The 15694-nt window shown below is 62.9% G+C and carries 16 protein-coding genes and 1 pseudogene; 9 read left to right on the plus strand and 8 right to left on the minus strand.

The window, feature by feature from the left end:
* Positions 1 to 121: 121 nt before the first annotated feature.
* Positions 122 to 1261, minus strand: coding sequence for an MFS transporter (locus GEV38_RS26705; RefSeq protein ID WP_015272326.1), 1140 nt, complete (start codon positions 1259 to 1261; stop codon positions 122 to 124).
* Between the two features lie 130 nt (positions 1262 to 1391).
* Entirely contained in the window at positions 1392 to 2885 is a 1494-nt protein-coding gene (locus tag GEV38_RS26710; RefSeq protein WP_013974786.1) for an aldehyde dehydrogenase, read from the minus strand.
* A 196-nt stretch (positions 2886 to 3081) separates the two neighbouring features.
* Between GEV38_RS26710 and GEV38_RS26715 the strand changes: the two genes are divergently transcribed.
* Positions 3082 to 3441: a cupin domain-containing protein gene (locus GEV38_RS26715; RefSeq protein ID WP_003258971.1), complete on the plus strand. Its 360-nt coding sequence runs from the start codon at positions 3082 to 3084 to the stop codon at positions 3439 to 3441.
* Between the two features lie 70 nt (positions 3442 to 3511).
* Here GEV38_RS26715 and rpmG read toward each other — a convergent pair whose 3' ends face one another.
* Positions 3512 to 3667: a 50S ribosomal protein L33 gene (gene rpmG, locus GEV38_RS26720; protein WP_003253507.1), complete on the minus strand. Its 156-nt coding sequence runs from the start codon at positions 3665 to 3667 to the stop codon at positions 3512 to 3514.
* 10 nt (positions 3668 to 3677) lie between these two features.
* A complete protein-coding gene (rpmB, locus tag GEV38_RS26725; RefSeq protein ID WP_003258972.1) occupies positions 3678 to 3914 on the minus strand; it encodes a 50S ribosomal protein L28 in 237 nt (78 codons plus the stop codon).
* Positions 3915 to 4298: 384 nt separating this feature from the next.
* On the opposite strand from rpmB, the gene GEV38_RS26730 reads away from it, so the two are divergent.
* Entirely contained in the window at positions 4299 to 5906 is a 1608-nt protein-coding gene (locus tag GEV38_RS26730) for an ABC transporter substrate-binding protein (RefSeq protein ID WP_015272327.1), read from the plus strand.
* A gap of 123 nt (positions 5907 to 6029) precedes the next feature.
* Here GEV38_RS26730 and radC read toward each other — a convergent pair whose 3' ends face one another.
* Complete coding sequence (gene radC / locus GEV38_RS26735) at positions 6030 to 6710, minus strand: DNA repair protein RadC (protein ID WP_054572025.1); 681 nt, start codon at positions 6708 to 6710, stop codon at positions 6030 to 6032.
* A gap of 128 nt (positions 6711 to 6838) precedes the next feature.
* Here radC and coaBC point away from each other — a divergent pair, with 128 nt between their 5' ends.
* The 4 genes and pseudogenes from coaBC to argB all read left to right on the plus strand — a co-directional run bounded on the left by coaBC (position 6839) and on the right by argB (position 10959).
* Entirely contained in the window at positions 6839 to 8050 is a 1212-nt protein-coding gene (coaBC, locus tag GEV38_RS26740; protein ID WP_003253409.1) for a bifunctional phosphopantothenoylcysteine decarboxylase/phosphopantothenate--cysteine ligase CoaBC, read from the plus strand.
* Positions 8051 to 8055: 5 nt separating this feature from the next.
* The gene (gene dut, locus GEV38_RS26745; protein WP_015272329.1) at positions 8056 to 8511 is read left to right on the plus strand and encodes a dUTP diphosphatase; all 456 of its coding nucleotides are present in this window, start codon (positions 8056 to 8058) and stop codon (positions 8509 to 8511) included.
* 144 nt (positions 8512 to 8655) lie between these two features.
* A pseudogene (locus GEV38_RS26750) lies at positions 8656 to 10023 on the plus strand (phosphomannomutase/phosphoglucomutase); the annotation flags it as partial.
* A 30-nt stretch (positions 10024 to 10053) separates the two neighbouring features.
* Complete coding sequence (gene argB / locus GEV38_RS26755) at positions 10054 to 10959, plus strand: acetylglutamate kinase (protein WP_003258198.1); 906 nt, start codon at positions 10054 to 10056, stop codon at positions 10957 to 10959.
* A 180-nt stretch (positions 10960 to 11139) separates the two neighbouring features.
* Here the strand turns inward: argB and pyrE are convergent, their stop codons facing one another.
* Entirely contained in the window at positions 11140 to 11781 is a 642-nt protein-coding gene (gene pyrE, locus GEV38_RS26760) for an orotate phosphoribosyltransferase (protein ID WP_003253405.1), read from the minus strand.
* 80 nt (positions 11782 to 11861) lie between these two features.
* On the opposite strand from pyrE, the gene GEV38_RS26765 reads away from it, so the two are divergent.
* Positions 11862 to 12641: an exodeoxyribonuclease III gene (locus GEV38_RS26765; protein WP_003253401.1), complete on the plus strand. Its 780-nt coding sequence runs from the start codon at positions 11862 to 11864 to the stop codon at positions 12639 to 12641.
* 115 nt (positions 12642 to 12756) lie between these two features.
* Here GEV38_RS26765 and GEV38_RS26770 read toward each other — a convergent pair whose 3' ends face one another.
* Both GEV38_RS26770 and rph read right to left on the minus strand, forming a co-directional pair.
* The gene (locus GEV38_RS26770) at positions 12757 to 13125 is read right to left on the minus strand and encodes a DUF4870 domain-containing protein (RefSeq protein ID WP_003258195.1); all 369 of its coding nucleotides are present in this window, start codon (positions 13123 to 13125) and stop codon (positions 12757 to 12759) included.
* Between the two features lie 23 nt (positions 13126 to 13148).
* Positions 13149 to 13871 (minus strand): ribonuclease PH, encoded by a 723-nt coding sequence (rph, locus tag GEV38_RS26775; RefSeq protein ID WP_013974792.1) that lies wholly within the window; start codon positions 13869 to 13871, stop codon positions 13149 to 13151.
* 228 nt (positions 13872 to 14099) lie between these two features.
* Here rph and GEV38_RS26780 point away from each other — a divergent pair, with 228 nt between their 5' ends.
* Both GEV38_RS26780 and gmk read left to right on the plus strand, forming a co-directional pair.
* Positions 14100 to 14963: a YicC/YloC family endoribonuclease gene (locus GEV38_RS26780; protein ID WP_015272331.1), complete on the plus strand. Its 864-nt coding sequence runs from the start codon at positions 14100 to 14102 to the stop codon at positions 14961 to 14963.
* 13 nt (positions 14964 to 14976) lie between these two features.
* Entirely contained in the window at positions 14977 to 15597 is a 621-nt protein-coding gene (gmk, locus tag GEV38_RS26785; RefSeq protein WP_039612338.1) for a guanylate kinase, read from the plus strand.
* Positions 15598 to 15694: the final 97 nt, after the last annotated feature.

Raw genomic sequence — 15694 nt, forward strand, 5'->3', positions numbered from 1 at the left:
CGGCGATTTTGGGGCTGCTTTGCAGCCCATCGCGACGCAAGGCCGCTCCTACATGGGATCGCGTATCTCCTGTAGGAGCGGCCTTGCGTCGCGATGGGCCGCAAAGCGGCCCCAAAATCCATCAGGCAGAAGCCGGCTCAAACGCCCCGCGCCGCCGGGTCAACACCACCAACCCCGCAGCCCCCGCAGCCATCAGCAACGGCAACGCATGCCCGCTGATCCACTGGCTGCCGGCCCCGGCCAGCAGCGGCCCGAGCAGGCAGCCAATACCCCACAGCTGCGCCACATGGGCGTTGGCCCGCACCAGCGCATCATCCCGGTAGCGCTCACCAATCAGCACCAGCGACAAGGTGAACAAGCCCCCTGCACTGGCCCCGAACAGCACCCACAGCGGCCAGATCGCCGGTGAATGCAGCAGCAACGGAATCGCCAGGCTGGACACCAGCAGGGTCACCGCACAACCGGTGAACAGGGCGCGCCGCGACATATGATCGGCCAGCGCACCGATGGGCAGCTGCAGCACCGCGTCGCCCACCACCACGGTACTGACCATGAAAAGGGCGATTTCGGTGCTGAAGCCCTGTTGCAGGCAATACACCGGCAACAAGGTCAGGATCATCGCCTCGAACGAGGCAAACAGGGCAATGGCCCAGGCGATCACCGGCAAGCGCCGGCAGAAGGCGAACAGGTCGCCGAAGGTGACGCTGCAGGCCTCTGTGCTGGGTGCCCCGCCACGGCCCAGGAGAATCAGCGGCGCCACCAGCAGCAGGCCGGTAGCGGCCCAGAAGCCGAAGTCGTCATCCGAGCCAAGAAAGCCCAGCACCAGCGGCCCGGCCAGCTGGCTTAGGGCATAGCTGCTGCCGTACAGCGCCACCAGGCGGCCACGCCATTGCTCGACTACCAGCTGATTGATCCAGCTTTCACCCAGTATGAACACCACGGTCAGCGACATACCGATCAGCAACCGCAGCAGCAGCCACAGCGGGTAACTGGGCAGCAGTGCGACCAGGCCAATCGACAGCGCCCCGCCCCACAGGCACAGGCGCATGGCTGAGGGCACACCGACCCAGCCGGCCAGGCGGCTGGCCAGGCTGGCACCTACCAGCACGCCCAGCGCCGGCATCGCGGCCATCACACCGATGGCGAAGCTGCCGTAGCCCCAGGCCTCCAGGCGCAGGGATACCAGCGGCATGCTCACGCCGAGTGCCAGCCCGACGCTTAGCACCGATGCCAGTACGGCGAAGTAGGTACCCCAACGCATCCTTGACCTCTTGAGTTCTTGGGGCTGCTTTGCAGCCCATTCGCGGCACAAGGCCGCTCCTACAGGGAAACGCATACCCCTGTAGGAGCGGCCTTGTGCCGCGAATGGGCCGCGAAGCGGCCCCACGGGATTACAACTTGATCCAGGTCGCCTTCAGCTCGGTGTACTTCTCCAGCGCATGCAGCGACTTGTCACGGCCGTTGCCCGACTGCTTGAAGCCACCGAACGGCGCGGTCATGTCGCCGCCGTCGTACTGGTTGACCCAGACGCTGCCAGCGCGCACGGCGCGGGCGGTCTTGTGGGCCTTGGAGATGTCCGAAGTCCAGATGCCAGCGGCCAGGCCATACGGCGTGTCGTTGGCAATGGCGACGGCTTCTTCGGCGGTATCGAAGGCGATCACCGACAGCACCGGGCCGAAGATTTCTTCCTGGGCGATCTTCATGGCGTTGGTCACGCCGTCGAAGATGGTCGGCTCGACATAAGTGCCACCGGTTTCTTCCAGGGTGCGCTTGCCGCCAGCCAGCAGCTTGGCGCCGTCCTTGTGGCCAGCCTCGATGTACGACAGCACGGTGTTCATCTGCTGGGTGTCGACCAGGGCACCGACGGTGGTCTGTGGGTCCAGCGGGTTGCCTGGCTTCCAGCCTTTCAGGGCCTCGACCACCATCGGCAGGAACTTGTCCTTGATCGAACGCTCGACCAGCAGGCGCGAGCCGGCGGTGCACACTTCGCCCTGGTTGAAGGCGATGGCGCTGGCGGCAGCTTCGGCGGCAGCTTGCAGGTCCGGAGCGTCAGCGAAGACGATGTTCGGGCTCTTGCCGCCGGCTTCCAGCCAGATGCGCTTCATGTTCGATTCGCCCGCGTAAACCATCAGCTGCTTGGCGATCTTGGTCGAACCGGTGAATACCAGGGTGTCGACGTCCATGTGCAGGGCCAGGGCCTTACCCACGGTGTGGCCGTAGCCTGGCAGCACGTTCAGCACGCCAGCCGGGATACCGGCTTCGATGGCCAGCTGGGCGATGCGAATGGCCGTCAGCGGCGACTTTTCGGACGGCTTGAGCACTACCGAGTTACCGGTGGCCAAGGCCGGGCCGAGCTTCCAGCAGGCCATCAGCAGCGGGAAGTTCCACGGTACGATGGCACCGACCACACCCACCGCTTCGCGGGTGACCAGGCCGAGCTGGTCATGCGGGGTCGGGGCGACTTCGTCGTAGACCTTGTCGATGGCTTCGGCAGTCCAGTGGATGGCATTGGCCGCGCCAGGTACGTCGATGCTGGAGGAGTCGCCGATCGGCTTGCCCATGTCCAGGGTTTCCAGCAGCGCCAGCTCTTCGACGTTCTTGCGCAGCAGGTCGGCGAAGCGGATCAGCTTGGCCTTGCGCTTGGCCGGGGCCAGCTGCGACCACACGCCGGAGTTGAAGGTGGCACGGGCGTTTTCCACAGCGCGGTTGGCATCGGCCAGATCGCAGCTGGCAACCTTGGCCAGGAAGCGTCCGTCGACCGGGCTCAGGCACTCGAAGGTTTCACCAGATGCGGCATCGGTGTATTCGCCGTTGATGAAGGCACGGCCTTCGATCTTCAGTTGCTGGGCACGTTGTTCCCAGTCCGCACGAGTCAGGGTGGTCATACGAAACTCCTCCTCTTGTTTAGGTGCAACGCCGCACTGAGGACTCACAGGCGTTGTCAGAATTCTGCCCCAGCGTCGAGGGCATTTTGGCTACCGACACCCTAAACCAGCCGGTGTAAACTATCAATATATTTGACACGAAAGGCTCAAAAGCCTACTCATGTGCATTTTATTAAACAACAACAGGAGCCGAACCATGAGTATCGACAGCATAATCGACTTCGCGCAGGTCATTACCGAGGCCGAACGCTACCGCCCGGCGGCGGAAAAAATCCTCAAGGGCGAGCCAGACCAGGCGGTCTACAATCATTATTCCAGCCCGTGCGGGCAGTTTGCCGCGGGCGTGTGGGAAGGCGAGGTCGGGCAGTGGACGGTGAACTACACGGAGCATGAGTACTGCGAGATCGTCCAGGGCGTTTCGGTGCTGCGTGACCAGGACGGCGGAGCCAAGACCCTTCGCGCCGGTGACCGGTTTGTCATCCCGGCCGGCTTCAAGGGCACCTGGGAGGTGCTGGAGCCTTGCCGCAAGATCTATGTGATGTTCGAGCAGAAATGATCTGAGGCCCGAACAGGCATAAAAAAACCCGCATCCTTTCGGAGGCGGGTTTTTTCAGGTCGCCGATCAATTACTTGATCTTGGCTTCCTTGTACACCACGTGCTTGCGAACAACCGGATCGTATTTCTTGATCTCGATTTTGTCCGGAGTGGTGCGCTTGTTCTTGTCGGTGGTGTAGAAGTGGCCAGTGCCAGCACTCGAAACCAGACGGATCAATTCACGCATGACGTTCTCCTTAGAACTTTTCGCCGCGAGCGCGCAGCTCGGCCAGCACTACGTCGATACCACGCTTGTCAATAACGCGCATGCCTTTGGCAGATACGCGCAGACGCACGAAACGCTTCTCGGATTCAACCCAGAAACGGTGGTGCTGCAGGTTCGGCAGGAAACGACGACGGGTTTTGTTGTTTGCGTGGGAAATGTTGTTCCCGGTTACTGGACCCTTACCAGTAACTTGACAGACTCTCGACATGACTCAGCCCTCTAAAACCACATGCCCAACCCGGCATGGGTTGGCCGCTTAATCTCTCAGTCTTTGGCGCCTGGGCGCCGTGATTCTGGAGGTCTTATCGGCCGCATTCGCTGATGCGACAGGCCGAGCCCCTAGAAAAGAGCGCTGCTTTATACCAGAAAGACTCCGTCGCAACAACATATCGTGATATTAGACGTGAACATTCGTGGAGCCCCGCTACCGGGACCGAGCGCGTCGCCCAGCATAACGGCGGGCCTCAGTAAGCGTCGACCACTCGTCGACAGTTTTGTAAAAAAGGGTGTGGTCATTTCCCGACGAGCACACTAGGGTAGGCCTTTTCCAGACTGCACTGGCAGATGGGCCACTGACAGCCAAGGAGCCACTATGCGTGCCGCCGCCCTTTCCTTATTGTTCAACTCCTTGTTCGCCGCAGGCGCCCTGATCGCCGCCAGCGTTGCCCAGGCCGCCCCGCTGAGCGTCTGCAGCGAGGCCAGCCCCGAAGGCTTCGACGTGGTGCAGTACAACTCACTGACCACCACCAACGCCACAGCCGATGTGCTGATGAACCGCCTGGTGGAGTTCGACGCGGCGCAAGGCAAGGTGGTGCCGAGCCTGGCGGCCAGCTGGACGGTATCGGCCGACGGCCTGATCTACGACTTCACCCTGCGCGATGATGTGAACTTCCACACCACCGCCTACTTCAAGCCAAGCCGCCCACTGAACGCCGACGATGTGCTGTTCAGCTTCCAGCGCATGCTCTACCCCGCCCATGCCTGGCACAAGACCGCGCCGGGCGGCTACCCGCATGCCCAGTCGCTGCAACTAGGCAGCCTGATCAAGGCGATCGAGGCACCCGCGCCAAACACCGTGCGCTTCACCCTCAACCACCCGGACGCCACGTTCCTGGCCACGTTGAGCATGGGCTTCGCATCGATCTACTCCGCCGAGTACGCGGACAAACTGCTCAAGGCCGGCACGCCGGAGAAGCTCAACAGCCAGCCGATCGGCACCGGGCCGTTCATCTTCCAGCGCTTCCAGAAGGACGCCGTAGTACGCTATCGCGCCAACCCTGACTACTTCGCCGGCAAGCCGGCGGTCGACCCGCTGATCTTCGCCATCACCACCGATGCCAACGTGCGCCTGCAGAAGCTCAAGCGCGGCGAGTGCCAGGTCGCGTTGTCGCCCAAGCCGCTGGACATTGCCGAAGCCGGCAAGGACGGCAACCTCAAGGTGGCCACCACCCCGGCGTTCATGACCGCCTTCGTCGCCATCAACAGCCAGCACCCTCCGCTGGACAAGACGGAAGTGCGCCAGGCCATCAACCTGGCCTTCGACAAACAGGCCTACCTCAAGGCCGTATTCGAAGACTCCGCGGTGGCCGCCAACGGACCCTACCCGCCCAATACCTGGAGCTACGCCAAGGACCTGCCCGGCTACCCGCTGGACCTGAAGAAAGCCAAGGCCCTGCTGACCAAGGCCGGCCTGGCCGAGGGCTTCAGCACCACGATCTGGACCCGCCCGTCGGGCAGCCTGCTCAACCCCAACCCCAGCCTCGGTGCGCAGATGCTGCAGGCCGACCTGGCCAAGATTGGCATCAAGGCCGAGATCCGCGTGATCGAGTGGGGCGAGCTGATCCGCCGCGCCAAGGCGGGCGAGCATGACCTGCTGTTCATGGGTTGGGCGGGTGACAACGGCGACCCGGACAACTTCCTCAGCCCGCAGTTTTCCTGCGCGGCGGTGCAGTCGGGGACCAACTTCGCACGCTTCTGCGACAGCCGCCTGGACCAGCTGATCAGCGCCGGACGCACCACCAACGACCAGAGTGTGCGCAGCCGGCTTTATCAGCAGGCACAGACGCTGATCCAGCAGCAGGCGCTGTGGGTGCCGCTGGCGCACCCGACAGCGGCGACGCTGCTGCGCCAGGGGGTCGAGGGGTACCAGGTGAGCCCGTTCGGGCGGTTGGATTTCAGCAAGGTATCAGTGAACAAATAAGCCTGCACCGGCCTCTTCGCGGGCTTGCCCGCTCCCACAGGGACCTCGCCAACTTTCAACATGGCACTATTCCTGTAGGAGCGGGTTTACCCGCGAAAAGGCCGGGACAGACAGCACAAGTGCCTAAGCCACAATCCACCCATGCTCGACCATCGACAGCGGCTCCCCGTCACCGATGATGATGTGATCCAGCACCCGCACATCGATCAACGCCAGCCCCCGCTTCAACGACAGGGTCAAATGCACATCATCCTGGCTCGGCTCGTTGTTGCCTGAAGGATGGTTGTGGCACAGGATCAACGCCGCCGCGTTGTGCAGCAGTGCCCGCCGCACTACCTCCCGCGGGTAAACACTCGCCCGGTCTATCGTGCCCCTGAACAGGATCTCGAACGCCAACGGCCGGTGCTTGGTATCCAGAAACAGGCAACCGAATACTTCACTGATCTCATGGCGCAGCATGGCCTTGAGATAACGCCGCACCGCCGCTGGGCTTTCGAGAGCCGCTGCGCGCTCGATGTCCTCATCCAGATAACGCCGGCCAATTTCCAAAAGCACCTGCAACTGTGCGTATTTCACAGCGCCAATGCCCGGCTCGCGAAGCACTGCTGCGCGATCGGCCTCGAGAAACTGCCTGAGCCCACCAAAACGCCCCAGCAGCCCCCGCGCAAGGTCCAGCACATTCCGCCCGGCAACCCCCGACCCTAACAGCACGGCGAGCAGTTCGGCATCCGACAGCGCTGCCGCCCCGCGCTGCAGCAACTTCTCCCTCGGCCGCTCTTCAGCCGGCCACTCCCTGATATTCATCCCGCTCCTCTGCCCTTGCTGCGGCCCATTTCGGCCCTGTGTTAATCTATTTCGCCTCGTACATGCGACGTTCCGCCGCAGGCATTTTCAAACGTCGTCGCCCGCTCTCACTGGAAAAAGGCAAGCCTATGCAGCGGCTGTATCGCAAGCGCATCGTTCTCGGCGTGGGTGGCGGCATTGCCGCCTACAAAAGCGCCGAACTGATTCGCCGACTCCTGGAGCACGGCGCGCAGGTGCGCGTCGTCATGACCCGTGGTGGTGCAGAGTTCATCACCCCGCTAACCCTGCAAGCGCTGTCAGGCCACCCGGTGCACATGGACCTGCTCGACCCTGCCGCCGAAGCGGCCATGGGCCACATCGAACTGGCCAAGTGGGCTGACCTGGTGCTGATCGCCCCGGCCACCGCCGACCTCATGGCGCGCATGGCCCAAGGCATGGCCGACGACCTGCTGACCACCTTGGTACTGGCTACCGATGCCACTGTCGCCGTGGCCCCGGCCATGAACCAGGCCATGTGGCGCGACCCGGCCACCCAGGCCAACCTCGAACTGCTCAAGAGCCGGGGCATCCAGGTGTTCGGCCCAGCGTCCGGCAGCCAGGCCTGTGGCGACGTCGGCCTGGGCCGCATGCTCGAAGCCACCGACCTGGCCTGGTGTGCCGCGGAAAGCTTCAAGCGCCAGGCCCTGACCGGCAAGCACGTGCTGATCACTGCCGGCCCGACCCAGGAAAACATCGACCCGGTGCGCTACATCACCAATCATAGCTCCGGCAAGATGGGCTTCGCCTTGGCCGAAGCGGCCGCCGAAGCCGGGGCTCGGGTGACCCTCGTCACTGGCCCGGTGCACCTGCCGACCCCCGACCGGGTCAGCCGTATCGACGTGGTCAGCGCGCGGGACATGCTCGCGGCCTGTGAAGCGGCCATGCCGTGCGACCTGTTCATCGCTTCTGCGGCGGTAGCGGACTACCGCCCGGAAGTCGTTGCCACGCAAAAATTGAAGAAAGATCCTACGACCGGCGACGGCATGCTGCTGCAGATGGTGCGCAATCCCGATATCCTTGCCACCATCGCTGGCCGCGCCGACCGCCCGTTCAGCGTCGGTTTCGCCGCCGAGACCGAACACTTGCTCGATTACGCCACGCGCAAGCTCAAGGACAAGAACCTCGACCTGATCGTCGCCAATGATGTGGCCAACCCCAGCATCGGCTTCAACAGCGAGGAAAACGCCTTGACCGTGATCGACCGCCAGCAGCACCAGACCCTCTTCGCGCAGACCAGCAAGGGCAAGATTGCCCGGCAACTGGTCGCCTTCATCGCCGAACGGCTCAATCAGGTTCAATAAGTTACATGCACGCTCTTCAAGCCAAGATCCTCGACCCACGCCTGGGCACCGAATTCCCCCTGCCGCAGTACGCCACCCCCGGCTCCGCCGGCCTGGACCTGCGCGCCCTGCTCAAGGAAGACACCGTCCTCGAGCCAGGCCAGACCCTGCTGATCCCCACCGGCCTGTCGATCTACATCGGCGACCCGGGCCTGGCGGCGGTGATCCTGCCGCGCTCGGGCCTGGGCCATAAGCACGGCATCGTGCTGGGCAACCTGGTCGGGCTGATCGACTCGGACTACCAGGGCGAGTTGATGGTGTCGTGCTGGAACCGCGGCAACACCCCGTTCACCATCGCCGTTGGCGAGCGCATTGCCCAGCTGGTGCTGGTACCGGTGGTACAGGCCCATTTCGACATCGTCGAAGCGTTCGATGAAAGCCAGCGCGGTGCTGGCGGCTTCGGCCATTCCGGCAGCCACTGAGCCGAGAAATGACCGTTCAGGCCAAGGATGGCGAACTCTCTGGCGAAACCACCGTCCAAGCGTTCAGTTTGCGCCTGCCCAGAAAGCCTTTGACTAATGGAGCTTCCAGAGATGAACGACATGGCCCACCTGGTACCCGCCGCACTGCCAGACAGCATTTTCCGCGCGTATGACATTCGCGGCGTGGTCGGCAAGACCCTTCACGCCGAAACCGCCTACTGGATCGGCCGCGCCATCGGCGCGCAGAGCCTGGCCCAGGGCGAACCGCAGGTTTCGGTCGGCCGCGATGGCCGCCTGTCCGGCCCGATGCTGGTCGAACAGCTGATCAAGGGCCTGGTCGATGCCGGCTGCCAGGTCAGTGACGTCGGCCTGGTACCCACCCCGGCGCTGTACTACGCAGCCAACGTGCTGGCCGGCAAGTCCGGTGTGATGCTGACCGGCAGCCACAACCCGTCGGACTACAACGGCTTCAAGATCGTCATCGCTGGCGACACCCTGGCCAACGAACAGATCCAGGCCCTGCTGACGCGCCTGAAAACCAACGACCTGACCCGCGCCGAAGGCCGCGTGGAAAAGGTCGAGATCCTTGACCGCTACTTCCAGCAGATCGTCGAAGACGTGAAGCTGGCCAGGAAGCTCAAGGTGGTCGTGGACTGCGGCAACGGTGCCGCCGGCGTGGTCGCGCCGCAACTGATCGAAGCCCTGGGCTGCGAAGTGATCCCGCTGTTCTGCGAAGTCGACGGCAACTTCCCCAACCACCACCCGGACCCGGGCAAGCCGGAGAACCTCGAAGACCTGATCGCCAAGGTCAAGGAAACCGGTGCCGACATCGGCCTGGCCTTCGACGGTGACGGCGACCGCGTCGGCGTGGTGACCAACACCGGCAGCATCGTCTACCCCGATCGCCTGCTGATGCTGTTTGCCCAGGACGTACTGTCGCGCAACCCGGGTGCCGAGATCATTTTCGACGTGAAGTGCACCCGTCGCCTGACCCCGCTGATCGAGCAGCACGGCGGCCGCGCACTGATGTGGAAGACCGGCCACTCGCTGATCAAGAAGAAAATGAAGCAGACCGGCTCGCTGCTGGCCGGCGAGATGAGCGGTCACATCTTCATCAAGGAACGCTGGTACGGTTTCGACGACGGCATCTACAGCGCCGCGCGCCTGCTGGAGATCCTCAGCAAGGCCGGGAAGAGTGCCGAAAACCTGTTCGCCGCGTTCCCGAACGATATTTCCACGCCGGAAATCAATATTGATGTGACCGACGAGGGTAAATTCAGCATCATTGATGCACTGCAACGCGACGCCGACTGGGGCGAAGCCAACCTGACCACCATCGACGGTGTGCGGGTGGACTACGCCCACGGCTGGGGCCTGGTTCGCGCCTCCAACACCACCCCGGTGCTGGTGCTGCGCTTCGAGGCTGACAGCGACGCCGAATTGCAACGTATCAAGGATGTTTTCCGTACCCAGTTGCTGCGGGTTGAGCCTGAGCTGCAACTGCCGTTCTGACCGACTATCTGTTCCTTACAGGAGCCCTGCATGACCCTCGATCGCGATGCCGCTTCCCATGTAGCCGAGGTTTTGTCCGAAGCACTGCCTTACATCCGCCGCTTTGTCGGCAAGACCCTGGTGATCAAGTACGGCGGCAACGCGATGGAGAGCGAGGAGCTCAAGACCGGCTTCGCCCGTGACATCGTGCTGATGAAGGCTGTGGGCATCAACCCGGTGGTGGTCCACGGTGGTGGCCCGCAGATCGGCGACCTGCTCAAGCGCCTGTCGATCGAAAGCCACTTCATCGACGGCATGCGCGTCACCGACTCGGCGACCATGGACGTGGTGGAGATGGTGCTGGGTGGCCAGGTCAACAAGGACATCGTCAACCTGATCAACCGCCACGGCGGCAGCGCCATCGGCCTGACCGGCAAGGACGCGGAGCTGATCCGCGCCCGCAAGCTGACCGTCAGCCGCCAGACGCCCGAGATGACCACCCCGGAAATCATCGACATCGGCCACGTGGGCGAAGTGGTGAGTGTGAACACCGACCTGCTGAACATGCTGGTGAAGGGCGACTTCATCCCGGTGATCGCGCCGATCGGCGTGGGTGCCAACGGTGAGTCGTACAACATCAACGCCGACCTGGTGGCGGGCAAGGTAGCCGAGGCGCTGAAGGCCGAGAAGCTGATGCTGCTGACCAACATCGCCGGCCTGATGGACAAGCAGGGCGAGGTACTGACCGGCCTGACCACCGAGCAGGTCAATGAACTGATCGCCGACGGCACCATCTACGGCGGCATGCTGCCGAAGATCAAGTGCGCGCTGGATGCCGTGCAGGGCGGTGTGAATAGCTCCCACATCATCGACGGCCGCGTGCCGAATGCGGTGCTGCTGGAGATCTTCACCGACAGCGGCGTGGGTACCCTGATTACCAACCGCAAGCAGCGCTGATTGGTTGGTTAGCCTGCACTGGCCCTATCGCCGGCAAGCCAGCTCCCACAGAGATCCCACAAGATATGAAACCTGTGGGGTATTTGTGGGAGCGGGCATGCCCGCGAAGAGGCCGGAACAGGCGACACAAAAAAAGGCGACCTTCACAAGAAGGTCGCCTTTTTCATTTCCAGGCCCGAATCAGATACCGTACTGCGCCCGGTAAGCCTCGACCGCCGGCAGATGCTGCTTCAGCTGCGGGTCATCGGCCAGGAACTCCAGCACCTGGGTCAGCGAAACGATGCTGACCACCGGAATACCGAAGTCGCGTTCCACTTCCTGGATCGCCGACAGCTCGCCATTGCCACGCTCTTCGCGGTTCAGCGCGATCAGCACGCCAGCGGCCTTGGCCTGCTGGGCATTGATGATCTGCATGACCTCACGAATGGCGGTACCGGCGGTGATCACGTCGTCGATGATCAGTACGTCACCGGCCAGCGGTGCACCGACCAGGCTGCCACCTTCACCGTGGTCCTTGGCTTCCTTGCGGTTGAAGCACCATGGCACATCGAGCTGATGCTGATCGGCAAGGGCCACGGCAGTTGTCGCTGCAAGCGGGATACCCTTGTAGGCCGGGCCGAACAGCACATCGAACGGGATCTTGCTGTCGACGATGGCTGCGGCATAGCAACGGCCCAGTTCGGCCAGGGCGGAACCGGTGTTGAACAGGCCGGCATTGAAGAAATACGGGCTGGTACGCCCCGATTTCAGGGTGAATTCACCGAAACGCAGTACCCCGCGATCGATGGCAAAACGGATGAAGTCGCGCTGATACGGCTGCATGGATAGTCCCGGACACCACGGATTTAGCTAAATGGGTTGAGCTCGGGTATCATACACGCACGAGATTTTTGGGGCCATTTATGCGGATCATCAGTGTGAACGTAAATGGCATTCAGGCTGCGGCCGAGCGTGGTTTGCTCAGCTGGCTGCAAGCCCAGAATGCCGACGTCATCTGCCTTCAGGATACCCGCGCCTCGGCCTTTGAACTCGATGACCCAGCTTTCCAGCTCGATGGCTATTTCCTTTATGCCTGCGACGCGGAGGTGCCTGCCCAAGGTGGTGTGGCCCTGTATTCGCGCATGCAGCCCAAGGCAGTCATCACCGGCCTGGGCTTCGAGACAGCCGACCGCTACGGGCGTTACCTGCAAGCAGATTTCGACAAAGTCAGTATTGCCAGCCTGCTGCTGCCTTCGGGTATGAACGGCGACGAAGACTTGAACCAGAAGTTCAAGTTGATGGACGACTTCGCCAAGTACCTGGACAAACAGCGTCGCAAGCGTCGCGAATACATCTACTGCGGCTCGTTCTACGTGGCGCAGCAGAAGCTCGATATCAAGAACTGGCGTGACAGCCAGCAGTCGCCGGGTTTCCTGGCGCCGGAGCGTGCCTGGATGGATGCGATCACCGGCGAGATGGGTTACGTCGACGCCCTGCGCGAAGTCAGCCGTGAAGGCGACCAGTACAGCTGGTGGCCGGACAACGAGCAGGCCGAGATGCTCAACCTGGGCTACCGGTTCGACTACCAGATCCTCACCCCGGGCCTGCGCCGCTTCGTGCGCAATGCCCGCCTGCCGCGTCAGCCGCGCTTCTCCCAGCATGCGCCGCTGATCGTCGACTATGACTGGACGTTGACCATCTGAAGGCATGGGGCCGCTTTGCGGCCCTATCGCGACACAAGGCCGCTCCTACAGGGGAATGCACATCCCTTGTAGGAGCGGCCTTGTGTCGCGATAGGGCTGCAAAGCAGCCCCAGCTTTATTTGATCGGCCGCCAGATCATCGGGTAGCGATACGGCTTGCCCTCATTCGCCCGCACAGCCGCAATGATGATCAGGATCATCACCGCGACCATCAGCATGGCGAACAGCACCAGCCCGATGAACACGAACATCAGCAGGAAGCAGATGAACCCGGCAATGGTCACGCTGATCTGAAAATTCAGCGCCTCTTTGCCCTGGGCGTCGATGAAAGGGTCTTGCTCGCGCTTGAGGTGCCAAAGCACCAGCGGGCCCAGCAAGTGCCCGAGCGGCACCACCAGGCCCAGCAGCGCGGAGAGGTGGCAGAACATCGCCCACTGCCGGATTTCGGCATTGGGCGGGGTGATCGACAGGTTCGATTCGCTCATGCCCCGCACCTCCCTGGCTGGGTTCAGTCGGCCAGTGCCGCCTGCTGCAGTTCGAAGATCTCGCTCATGCCCTTCTGCGCCAGGGCGAGCATGGCGTTGAAGTCTTCAGGCTGGAACGGCGCACCTTCAGCAGTACCCTGCACTTCGATGAAACCACCGGCGCTGGTCATGACCACGTTCAGGTCGGTTTCGGCGGCGGAGTCTTCCAGGTAGTCCAGGTCGAGCACCGCTTCGCCCTGATACATGCCCACCGACACTGCGGCGATCATGTGCTTGAGCGGGTTGCCGGCTTTCAGGCCACCGCGCTTCTTGATCACCGCCAGGGCATCGCACAGAGCGACCATTGCACCGGTGATGGACGCGGTACGGGTGCCACCATCGGCCTGGATCACGTCGCAGTCGACGTACAGGGTGATATCACCGAGCTTGCTCATGTCCAGCGCGGCGCGCAGCGAACGGCCGATCAGACGCTGGATTTCCAGGGTGCGGCCACCCTGCTTGCCACGGCTGGCTTCACGCTGGTTACGCTCGCCGGTGGAGCGCGGCAGCATGCCGTACTCGGCAGTCAGCCAGCCTTGGCCCTGGCCTTTGAGAAAGCGCGGCACACCGTTTTCCACGCTGACCGTGCAGATGACCTTGGTGTCACCGAACTCGACCAGTACCGACCCTTCGGCGTGCTTGGTGTAGTTGCGGGTAATGCGGATCGAGCGGAGCTGATCGGCGGCGCGACCACTTGGACGTTTCATCTGGGATACCTGTACTGGGACTTTGAATCTGCCGAGCATTATAGAGCCCATGGCCCGGGGAAGACATGCCTATTGTCGCGCCCGGCACAGCCCGTCGCCTTTTCCTACCGGCCAGGCCACCCGTCGGTAACATGGGTGGATTGGGCGCCAAGGCCCCACTGCGCTACAATCCTGCGCCTTGCAGCCGAGAGGCTCCCACCGTTCATTCATATACGCGAGGTACTCCCCATGGTGCACAGCATGACCGCTTTTGCTCGTGTCGAGCGCGCCGGCAGCCAAGGCACCCTGGTCTGGGAGCTGCGTTCGGTCAACCACCGTTACCTGGAGCCGCACCTGCGCCTGCCCGAGGCCCTGCGCGACCTCGAAGGCGCCGTGCGTGAAGGGCTGCGCCAAGGCCTGTCGCGGGGCAAGGTAGAATGCACCTTGCGCCTCAACGAAGACAGCAACGGCAAACCGCTGAAGGTGGACCGCGAGCGCGCCGCGCAGCTGGTTGCCGCCGCCGAGGAAGTGGCCGGCCTGATCAAGCAGCCGGCACCACTGAACCCGCTGGAGGTGCTGTCCTGGCCAGGCGTGTTGGTGGCCGACGCCAACGATCCGCAGGCACTGAATACCGAAGCCATGGCGTTGTTCGATGAGGCGCTGGCCGAGCTCAAGGCCGGGCGTCAGCGTGAAGGCCTGGAACTGGCCCGGCTGATCAACGAACGCCTGGACAACATGGCCAGCGAAGTCACCACCCTGCGCGCCCTGGTGCCGCAGATGCTGGCAGCACAGCGGCAGAAGATCCTCGACCGCTTCGGCGATATGCAGGCCGAACTCGACCCGCAACGTCTGGAGCAGGAGATGGTGCTACTGGCCCAGAAGAGCGACGTGGCCGAGGAGCTCGACCGCCTCAGCACCCACGTCACCGAAGTGCGCCGCGTGCTCAAGGGTGGCGGTGCTGCCGGGCGGCGCCTCGACTTCCTGATGCAGGAACTCAACCGCGAGGCCAACACCCTCGGCTCCAAAGCCTTCGACCCACGCAGCACGCAAGCGGCGGTCAACCTGAAGGTATTGATCGAACAGATGCGTGAACAAGTACAGAACATCGAGTAAGGCCACCCCGACCATGAAGCACAGCAGCGGCACTCTCTACATCGTTTCGGCCCCTTCGGGCGCCGGCAAGACCAGCCTGGTCACTGCCCTGACCCAGGACGACTCGCAAATCCGCGTCTCGGTCTCGCACACCACCCGCGCCATGCGCCCGGGTGAGCAGCACGGGGTGAACTACCACTTCGTCGTCCACGAGGAATTCAAGGCTCTGATCGAACAAGGCGACTTCCTGGAGCATGCCGAGGTGTTCGGCAACTTCTACGGCACCTCGCGCAGCGCCATGCAGCAGACCCTGAACCAGGGTTACGACCTGATCCTGGAAATCGACTGGCAAGGCGCCCAGCAGGTACGCAAGCTGATGCCGCAGGCTTTGTCGGTGTTCATCCTGCCACCAAGCCAGCAGGCGCTGCGCGAGCGCCTGGACGGCCGCGGGCAGGACAGCGAAGAAATCATCGCCGGGCGCATGAAGGAAGCGGTCAGCGAGATGGTGCACTACGACGAGTATGACTACGTGATCATCAACGATGACTTCGACGAGGCGCTGGAGGACTTGAAGGCAGTGTTCCGCTCGAACCGCCTGCTGCTGAAAAAGCAGCAACAGCGCAACAGCGGGCTTCTGAAAGAACTGCTCTCCTGAAAGACCGCATGGGGCTGCTTTGCAGCCCATTCGCAGCACAAGGCTGCTCCTACAATGGCGCAATGTACGCCATCGATGTAGGAGCAGCCTTGTGCTG

It is taken from the genome of Pseudomonas sp. 13159349 (assembly GCF_013305685.1).
GTDB lineage: Bacteria > Pseudomonadota > Gammaproteobacteria > Pseudomonadales > Pseudomonadaceae > Aquipseudomonas > Aquipseudomonas asiatica.

Coding starts and splice junctions, on each gene's coding strand:
- GEV38_RS26705 (WP_015272326.1), bottom strand. CDS start 1,261: ATGCGTTGGGGTACCTACTTCGCCGTACTGGCATCGGTGCTAAGCGTC.
- GEV38_RS26710 (WP_013974786.1), bottom strand. CDS start 2,885: ATGACCACCCTGACTCGTGCGGACTGGGAACAACGTGCCCAGCAACTG.
- GEV38_RS26715 (WP_003258971.1), top strand. CDS start 3,082: ATGAGTATCGACAGCATAATCGACTTCGCGCAGGTCATTACCGAGGCC.
- rpmG (WP_003253507.1), bottom strand. CDS start 3,667: ATGCGTGAATTGATCCGTCTGGTTTCGAGTGCTGGCACTGGCCACTTC.
- rpmB (WP_003258972.1), bottom strand. CDS start 3,914: ATGTCGAGAGTCTGTCAAGTTACTGGTAAGGGTCCAGTAACCGGGAAC.
- GEV38_RS26730 (WP_015272327.1), top strand. CDS start 4,299: ATGCGTGCCGCCGCCCTTTCCTTATTGTTCAACTCCTTGTTCGCCGCA.
- radC (WP_054572025.1), bottom strand. CDS start 6,710: ATGAATATCAGGGAGTGGCCGGCTGAAGAGCGGCCGAGGGAGAAGTTG.
- coaBC (WP_003253409.1), top strand. CDS start 6,839: ATGCAGCGGCTGTATCGCAAGCGCATCGTTCTCGGCGTGGGTGGCGGC.
- dut (WP_015272329.1), top strand. CDS start 8,056: ATGCACGCTCTTCAAGCCAAGATCCTCGACCCACGCCTGGGCACCGAA.
- argB (WP_003258198.1), top strand. CDS start 10,054: ATGACCCTCGATCGCGATGCCGCTTCCCATGTAGCCGAGGTTTTGTCC.
- pyrE (WP_003253405.1), bottom strand. CDS start 11,781: ATGCAGCCGTATCAGCGCGACTTCATCCGTTTTGCCATCGATCGCGGG.
- GEV38_RS26765 (WP_003253401.1), top strand. CDS start 11,862: ATGCGGATCATCAGTGTGAACGTAAATGGCATTCAGGCTGCGGCCGAG.
- GEV38_RS26770 (WP_003258195.1), bottom strand. CDS start 13,125: ATGAGCGAATCGAACCTGTCGATCACCCCGCCCAATGCCGAAATCCGG.
- rph (WP_013974792.1), bottom strand. CDS start 13,871: ATGAAACGTCCAAGTGGTCGCGCCGCCGATCAGCTCCGCTCGATCCGC.
- GEV38_RS26780 (WP_015272331.1), top strand. CDS start 14,100: ATGGTGCACAGCATGACCGCTTTTGCTCGTGTCGAGCGCGCCGGCAGC.
- gmk (WP_039612338.1), top strand. CDS start 14,977: ATGAAGCACAGCAGCGGCACTCTCTACATCGTTTCGGCCCCTTCGGGC.